Raw genomic sequence first — 310 nt, 5'->3', positions numbered from 1 at the left:
TTTAACCATATGTCGAAGCGATTGGCGCTGACCGTAACAGCGCAGGAAAAACTGTACAAAGATCTGCTTAAAAAGGATCGGAGGCTGGAGCTTATTCTGAACAGTACCGATGAAGCGATCCTTGGCCTGAATTCCGCTAAAGAAGTCTGCGTCGTTAATACAGCTGCAATTCGTTTACTCGAAGTTGATCAGGCCAGTGAAATAGATGTGCAGCATATGCTGCCGTCGGAAACCAGAAAAGGGTTGGAAGCGCTGTATCAGAGCCAGCAGCCATTTCATCTGGATGATGTCTGTGTACTCAATGCAATGG

Annotated in this window: 1 protein-coding gene; it reads left to right on the top strand. The window is 46.8% G+C overall.

The window, feature by feature from the left end; translation table 11 throughout:
• A partial coding sequence (locus H4O21_RS25190; protein ID WP_182812765.1) for a hypothetical protein occupies positions 1 to 310 on the top strand: 310 nt, incomplete at both ends.

The sequence above is a fragment of the Oceanospirillum sediminis genome (genome assembly GCF_014164585.1).
GTDB classification, from domain to species: Bacteria; Pseudomonadota; Gammaproteobacteria; order Pseudomonadales; family Halomonadaceae; genus Oceanospirillum; species Oceanospirillum sediminis.
Note: the sequence above shows the minus strand (reverse complement) of the source record. Positions and strands in the feature narration are given on the sequence as shown.